The organism is Kamptonema animale CS-326 (genome assembly GCF_028330895.1).
Classification (GTDB): Bacteria; Cyanobacteriota; Cyanobacteriia; order Cyanobacteriales; family Microcoleaceae; genus Kamptonema; species Kamptonema formosum.
The window spans coordinates 1-6737 of the sequence record NZ_JAQMUA010000088.1; the positions used below are offsets into that span (position 1 = coordinate 1).

The 6737-nt window shown below is 41.7% G+C and carries 6 protein-coding genes, 1 pseudogene and 1 CRISPR repeat array; all 7 genes and pseudogenes read left to right on the plus strand.

The annotated features are described in order from the left end of the window. Positions 1-227 (plus strand): annotated as a pseudogene (locus PN499_RS05040) (type III-B CRISPR module RAMP protein Cmr4); the annotation flags it as partial. Then, positions 227-637, plus strand: coding sequence for a hypothetical protein (locus PN499_RS05045; protein WP_272030595.1), 411 nt, complete (start codon positions 227-229; stop codon positions 635-637). The pseudogene PN499_RS05040 and the gene PN499_RS05045, both read left to right, overlap by 1 nt. Further along, positions 634-2379 (plus strand): RAMP superfamily CRISPR-associated protein, encoded by a 1746-nt coding sequence (locus PN499_RS05050; protein ID WP_272030597.1) that lies wholly within the window; start codon positions 634-636, stop codon positions 2377-2379. The genes PN499_RS05045 and PN499_RS05050 overlap by 4 nt, the downstream gene beginning before the upstream one ends. Then, the gene (locus PN499_RS05055; protein ID WP_272030599.1) at positions 2379-3977 is read left to right on the plus strand and encodes a hypothetical protein; all 1599 of its coding nucleotides are present in this window, start codon (positions 2379-2381) and stop codon (positions 3975-3977) included. The genes PN499_RS05050 and PN499_RS05055 overlap by 1 nt, the downstream gene beginning before the upstream one ends. A 172-nt stretch (positions 3978-4149) precedes the next feature. Further along, positions 4150-4437, plus strand: coding sequence for a CRISPR-associated protein Csx18 (gene csx18, locus PN499_RS05060; protein WP_272030600.1), 288 nt, complete (start codon positions 4150-4152; stop codon positions 4435-4437). Further along, positions 4437-5429 (plus strand): CRISPR-associated endonuclease Cas1, encoded by a 993-nt coding sequence (gene cas1 / locus PN499_RS05065; RefSeq protein WP_272030601.1) that lies wholly within the window; start codon positions 4437-4439, stop codon positions 5427-5429. The genes csx18 and cas1 overlap by 1 nt, the downstream gene beginning before the upstream one ends. Positions 5430-5431: 2 nt before the next feature. After that, positions 5432-5713, plus strand: coding sequence for a CRISPR-associated endonuclease Cas2 (gene cas2 / locus PN499_RS05070; RefSeq protein ID WP_272030602.1), 282 nt, complete (start codon positions 5432-5434; stop codon positions 5711-5713). Between the two features lie 187 nt (positions 5714-5900). Then, a CRISPR array of direct repeats spans positions 5901-6736; the repeat unit is 36 nt; unit sequence CTCCCTACTTTGTAGGGAAACTAATTGAATGGAAAC. Position 6737: the final 1 nt, after the last annotated feature.

Consider the following 6737-nt stretch of genomic DNA (forward strand, 5'->3'; position numbering starts at 1 on the left):
AATTGGGATCGAAAGAAAAACCTAGCGAGAAAAAAGTTGACGGCGGTGCTTTTTTCAATACAGAAGCTTTGCCAGAAGGAAGTATTTTGGTGTTTCCAATTGCTTTGAAACAAACGGGATGGAAACCCTTTGGCGAAAATGAGAATTCATCAGAGTTATATTTCGGTGGTTTGGAATCAATTGGTTTTGGTCGTTGTCTTGTATCACTTTCAGGAGAGTATCAGTAATGGCTTGGAAATCTTACGAACTCGATCGCGCTGCTCAAAAGCTAGTTTTAGATGCACGGGAACGCGATCCAAAATCCCTCAATCAGTCCCACAATATGCGAATGGCTGTAGCTTATGGGTTAGAACGGTTTTGGGGCGAGCATTTGCGCTTGAAAGGCAGAGAAGAAACTAAATCAATCTTCTGGAAAGAAACTTGGGATGCTCTGCAAACCATTATGCAGAAATCAGGAGTTAAAATTCCTAATGATTCGGTAGTTAATGGCAACACGAGACAAATACAAAGTATGTCGGAAAAACTTTGGGCTTTGCCTGTGGAAGATCAGCGAGTGGCGATCGCAGTCTTGACTCAATTATGTGACTGTCTTGTATGGTGGACGCAGCGCTATAAAGTTCGGGAGGGTCGGCAATGAAAGTAATTCCCAATGCACACAAAAAGGTGCCGATGATGTTTCGCGCACAGGTACAGGGGCGATCGCAACTGCAATATCTCGATCCTGATAAAAGAAGGGCAGGCGAGCAACAAGATGTTGAATTGTGGGCAGATGAATGGATTGATAAAGCTGAGTTAATCTCTGGGGAAAATGCCCAAGACGTACAGACCGAAATCTATGGAGCAAAGTCTTATCAAATTTCTTGGCGTTTTGTGACTAATGGCGGGCAAGATGATGGAATGCTGCGCCCGGTAATTGGTGCTTCAGGAATTCCCTTTTATCCTGGTAGCAGTATGAAAGGAGCATTTCGCCAAGCCTGCGAACAATTGGAACAAGCGGGTGAGATCCCACTGGGAACCTGCGATAATTATTGCGGTGATGAGTCTGAAATTACGCCCGGTTTATTGCGTTTTCATGGTGCTTACCCGACTAATGATTGGACACAGGGTTTATTAGACTTAGTTCACCCTCAACAGGGTTGGCAGGTAATGACTCGCGATACTAATGATAAACCAAGGGGAGAGAGTGCTTATGCTCAAATTTCTCTGTATCAGCCAAAGTTAAGATTTGCTATTTCTAGTCCTAAACCTTTATCTGGTGAACAATGGGAAAAAATTTGGCAAATTTGGGAACGAGCGATCGCTGCCGGATTAGGCTCAAAAGTTTCTACAGGCTATGGACAAATTAACCAAACTTCTCACCCGATTGTTTATCGAGCTAAACTCAAGGGACAAGGACAAGCTGCTAAACTAATTGATGATACTGGAGAGTTTCGCCCTAATATCTTCCGAGCCGCCCTCCGGGGTCATGCTTTGCGGATTTTTGGTGGTTTAACTGATCCAAAAACAGCAGAACAATTAGTAGAAGATTTGTTTGGAGGTATCCAGCAAAAAGAAGCAACTGTTGGATTATTAGGGTTTCAATTTAAGGATTCTAAGTTGGAAATAAAATCTTTTGGTTCGGGAAATTATGCTCAACCTGCCTATCAAGTCGAAGGGGAATTAACTTGGTTTTTAGCTAAACCATTAGCCGATCCTAACCAAGAACCAATCCTGAAAAAGCTGGTGGCTAAATTGATGCAGTTTGCCATGATTTTGGGAGGATTTGGTAAATCATGGCGACGAGTCGATCACCGCAAATTTTTTGAAGAGTATTACGAAGACAGCTATAAAGCCTTGATTGGTTGTCACTGGCAATGGCTAGGAGAAAATACCCAAGGTCGAAATGTGCAGGTGAGCCGATTAGAAAAGTTAGGAGAATTTTTAGATAATGTTCGACAAACAGCTAGAGAGTGGATACAATCTCAAAACAGGCCTCTACGAGAAGCTGAATGGGCAAAAGATTGGCGAGAAGCTTGGCATCCTAGTAATGTTCAAGTTTGGGGTCGAATTGCGGACAATGCTAATGAAAGTGCAGCCTTGCGCTGGTTTCACGAACCCTATCAACAAAAAATACAAAACATTCAGCCAGAGGGCTCAATTTATAAATCATCTGTCACTGGAAAAATTGGGAAAATTAGTCTGATTTGGCATCGAATGTACCCTCTAATTATACTTCAGAAAGATCCTGAAAATCCTAGAAAGCCAATTGTTAAATCAACCCCTCGCTATTTTGAATTAATCGCGATATTTCCCGACGGATCGACAAAATCAAATGATTTTTTGAAGTTTTTGAATACTCATCCTGAACAGTTTAAGCAACTTTGGGGAGATAAAAAATAATGAATTTGTGGATTGTGACAATCGGTAGCAGTGATGTTCAGCTTGATAGCAATAAAGCCAATAGCGACAAAGGTAGAACTGAAAAACAGCGCAGCGATAAGGTTTGGCAATATTGGTATGAGGATACCATTAAAGCTGAATGTTATGACATTCCGTTTGAACCAAAACGTGCTTTCAATGACAGTGAGGAATCCTACCGAATTGCCGCGAGAATTTTGGGGATTGTTTATGAATCAAGTTCAGAAGAAGTTAAACAGGAAATTCAGAACTATTTAACTTTTCCATTGCTGAGTAACTTTGTGAAGGAGTTCAAAAAGCCTGAAACTCCAGAGTTCAAAAAGCTTGAACCTCCAGAGGCGATCGCGATTCTCCTCACCGATCAATCTGAAATTTTTAAGGATGACAATGAAAGACGAAAGCCCAAATCTCCCTATTGGCAGGATACTTGTAAATTAGAACCAATTATTAACACTTATTTACAACAAGAATTTCCTGATGTAAAGCTCCTACCTTTGATATTGTCTCCCCAGGAAAAACCAGGTTTAGATGATTGGGATCGTGTATTGGATTTAGTTCGGGACGAGCTAAAGAACATCCCATTGCAATCGGAAGCCGATACTGTCTATGTTAGCCATCAAGCTGGAACTCCAGCAATTTCTTCAGCAGTTCAGTTTTCTAGTTTAGCAAAATTCAGAAAAAATGTGCGGTTTCTTGTTAGCAATGAATATAGTCAAGAAGTCACTTCGATTCCTAACTCTACTTATCTTAAAGCAATTCAGATACAGGAGGTAAACGCATTATTAGCACAGCATGATTATGTAGGCATTCGAGATATATTGGGTTTGACAAAAATAGCCCCAAATAATGCAGAGGAAGAACGGATAAAACATCTATTAGATGCAGCAGAGCAGTGGAATTTTGCTGAATTTCAGAAGTTCAAAAAAATTGTTAGCGAACACAATTTGTTCCCTCAAACAACTTTTCCTTGGTGGAAAATAGGCTATGAATCCACTTATTTAGCTTGGGTTCGATTGAAACAAGGCAGTCCTGTTGATGCAATGTTTCATAGTTTTCGCGCAGTAGAAGGTTCAGCAGGATTGTGGGCTGAGAAAAAGTATCGACAACATATTCGACGAGATCCAAAAAAAGGGCTTCAACTGAATCAATCAATCTGCCAGAGTCTTAATAATATGAAAAGCTGGTTTGAAAAGGGAAAGCCAGGACAATATAAACAAGAAATTGGCCTTTACGGTAAATCTTTATTTGCCTTAATTCGAGAGGCTAATACTAATTGGCAAAGTCATCCCTGTATTGCTATTTTTTGCAATCCAATTGACCAACGATACCAAGGAAAAGACATTTTTAAGGAAAGAAATAATCTTTTTCATCGCTTGGAAGGTCTACAAAACCAAGAACTATTTAATGCGTGGGATGTAGCAAATAGAGATGAGTGGATTGCAAGAGTTCTATGTTGTTTAAACTTTATTGCCAAAGAGGATTTACCTCAAGAATTTACATCTCTTGAAGAAGCGAGTTTAATGGCAAAAGTACATGATGAATTGGTAGAAGCTATCAAACGTTACGAACTCCAAACCTAACGCCATCCGCATCCTATCAACCCCAAGACTAACTTTCCTCTCAATGAGGGAAACTAATTGAATAGAAACCAACAATAGCATAGCAGACTAGACCTGTGGGTGTTGCCAATTCATCATCTCACCTACAGACTCATTCCTCAACACAAATCAATTCAACTTAGGACTTAAAATTATGTACTTATCCTCCCGTGCTACCGTAGTGCGTAACTTTGCCATTGCTACGATTAATGGTGCAGTCACTCTAATTATCCTCCTCATCGCACCCTTGGGACTTGCAGCCGTGATTAGCAATACTTTTCTCGTCACAGTTGCTAGTTTTTTCACTGCCACCGCGACTGATGCCATTATTCGCTATTTACAACCTTCTCACCTGAAACAAATGCAAGCCGATTTTGAAATCAAACTCGCATCTTTACAACTCCATCAGTCCGATAATTCTTCTGAATTAAATCGCCACTAATGCTTACTCTCTATGTTTCTCAACCGGGTTGTTATGTTTCCTTACAACAGGAAATGCTGCTAGTCAAAAAAGGTGATACAATTTTGGGAGAAGTGCAACTTCCCCTCCTAGAACAAATCCTCATTTTTGGTAAGTCCCAAGTCACAACTCAAGCCATCAGAACTTGTTTAGGTCGCAATATTCCGATTGCTTACCTCTCAAGAATGGGTTACTGTTATGGTCGGATTCTGCCCATTGAACGGGGATATCGCCAACTGGTTCGCTATCAGCAACAATTGTCTTTTGTGGAACGGTTATTAGTAGCGCGGCGCATTGTTCAAGCTAAGTTGAAAAACAGTCGCGTGATTCTCCAACGACAGCAACGCCGTCAAGGTTCTGAGGTCATCGCTTTTGCCATTCAAAGCATGAATTATTTGATTGAAAAAGCCGGAGATGCTGACACAATTGAGCGGTTGATGGGATTGGAGGGAGCGGGGGCGGCTCAATATTTCTCCGCTTTTGAAGAGTGTTTGAGCCATCCTGATTTTGTATTTGTTGGTCGCTCTCGCAGACCTCCGGGTAATCCTGTGAATGCTATGCTCAGTTTTGGCTATCAAATACTTTGGAATCACTTATTGAGTTTGATTGAATTGCAAGGACTCGATCCTTATTCGGCTTGTCTGCATCAAGGAACGGAACGCCATGCTGCTTTAGCTTCGGATTTGATTGAGGAATTTAGAGCGCCAATTATTGATTCCTTGGTATTGTGGTTAGTTAATTCTAAGGTTATGGATGTTCAAAATGATTTTATTTACCGAGATAGCGGTTGTTTCCTTAATGACTTAGGACGAGCTAAATTCCTTAAATTTTTCGTGCAGCGAATGGAGGATGAAATTAAAACTGATTCAGGAGGCAAACAACCTAAATGGGATTTGCTCAGTCAACAAATTAAGGCCTTTAAACAATTTGTTTATCATCCTGTAGAAATCTATCAGCCTTATCAGATTCGTTAGCTATGCTGTTTTATGTCGTTGTTTACGATATCCCCTGCTCTAAGCGACGGCAAAAAGTTCACGCTTTGTTGTCAGGTTATGGTCAATGGGTACAATTCAGCGTTTTTGAATGCGTGCTGACTTCTGCTAAGTATCAGGAAATGCAATCGCGTCTCCAAAAACGAGTTAAGCCGGAGGAAGATAGCATCCGCTTTTATCCCCTATCGAGCCATACTCTCAAAAGCGTGGAAACTTGGGGTGTAGGGCCTGCTGCGAGAGAATTGCCAGGGTCGGTAATTATTTAGTTTTTTTGCGAGGGGGTCAGTAAATGGCTCAAACTCCTAGTGTTTCGTTGACCCCCTCGATATATTGCTGTGTGAGGATTTGAGGACTTTGGAGAGTACGGATTGAGCTAGATTGTATGGACATTTTCAAACCCCCTCGCAAACTGCCTCTGGACATCTTGCCCTGTCTGTGTTCCAATAAGGGTAACTCCCTACTTTGTAGGGAAACTAATTGAATGGAAACCGGGCACCTGGCGCACGAGCTCGGCCAGCCGCCGGCGCAGCTCCGGGCTCCCTACTTTGTAGGGAAACTAATTGAATGGAAACTTCAGATAGAGTATTAATAAGTGTTGAATTAAATCCTGCTTTTCTAACTCCCTACTTTGTAGGGAAACTAATTGAATGGAAACTTCTTCCGTTTCGCTTGTGCGGCTGAATGGCAGGCCTATGGATCTCCCTACTTTGTAGGGAAACTAATTGAATGGAAACGACAGCACCGTCATTCAAGCCATTCAATTTGCCCATGCTCCCTACTTTGTAGGGAAACTAATTGAATGGAAACTCAATCAGGCGGATGCCCGATTGGGTAACGATGATGTTGTCCCATCGCTGGTTACTCCCTACTTTGTAGGGAAACTAATTGAATGGAAACAACTCTTGATTCTCTGCGTAGTCTGAGAGCGTTTTGATGTTCCCTACTCCCTACTTTGTAGGGAAACTAATTGAATGGAAACTCCTCCTGACCAACTACTTTCATGTAGAGGCCACTGCAACTCTTGTCGCCGTAGTCTCCCTACTTTGTAGGGAAACTAATTGAATGGAAACACCCCGTCATTTCTTTTGTTTGGGTCTCATCTGTGCGGGCTCCCTACTTTGTAGGGAAACTAATTGAATGGAAACTTGGCCGGGTTCGTCCATTCCGCGCTCTTCACAGAATGCTCCCTACTTTGTAGGGAAACTAATTGAATGGAAACGGCTGTGGCTAGCCCCCTGTTGAAGACCTCTAGTCTCCCTACTTTGTAGGGAAACTAATTGAATGGAAACA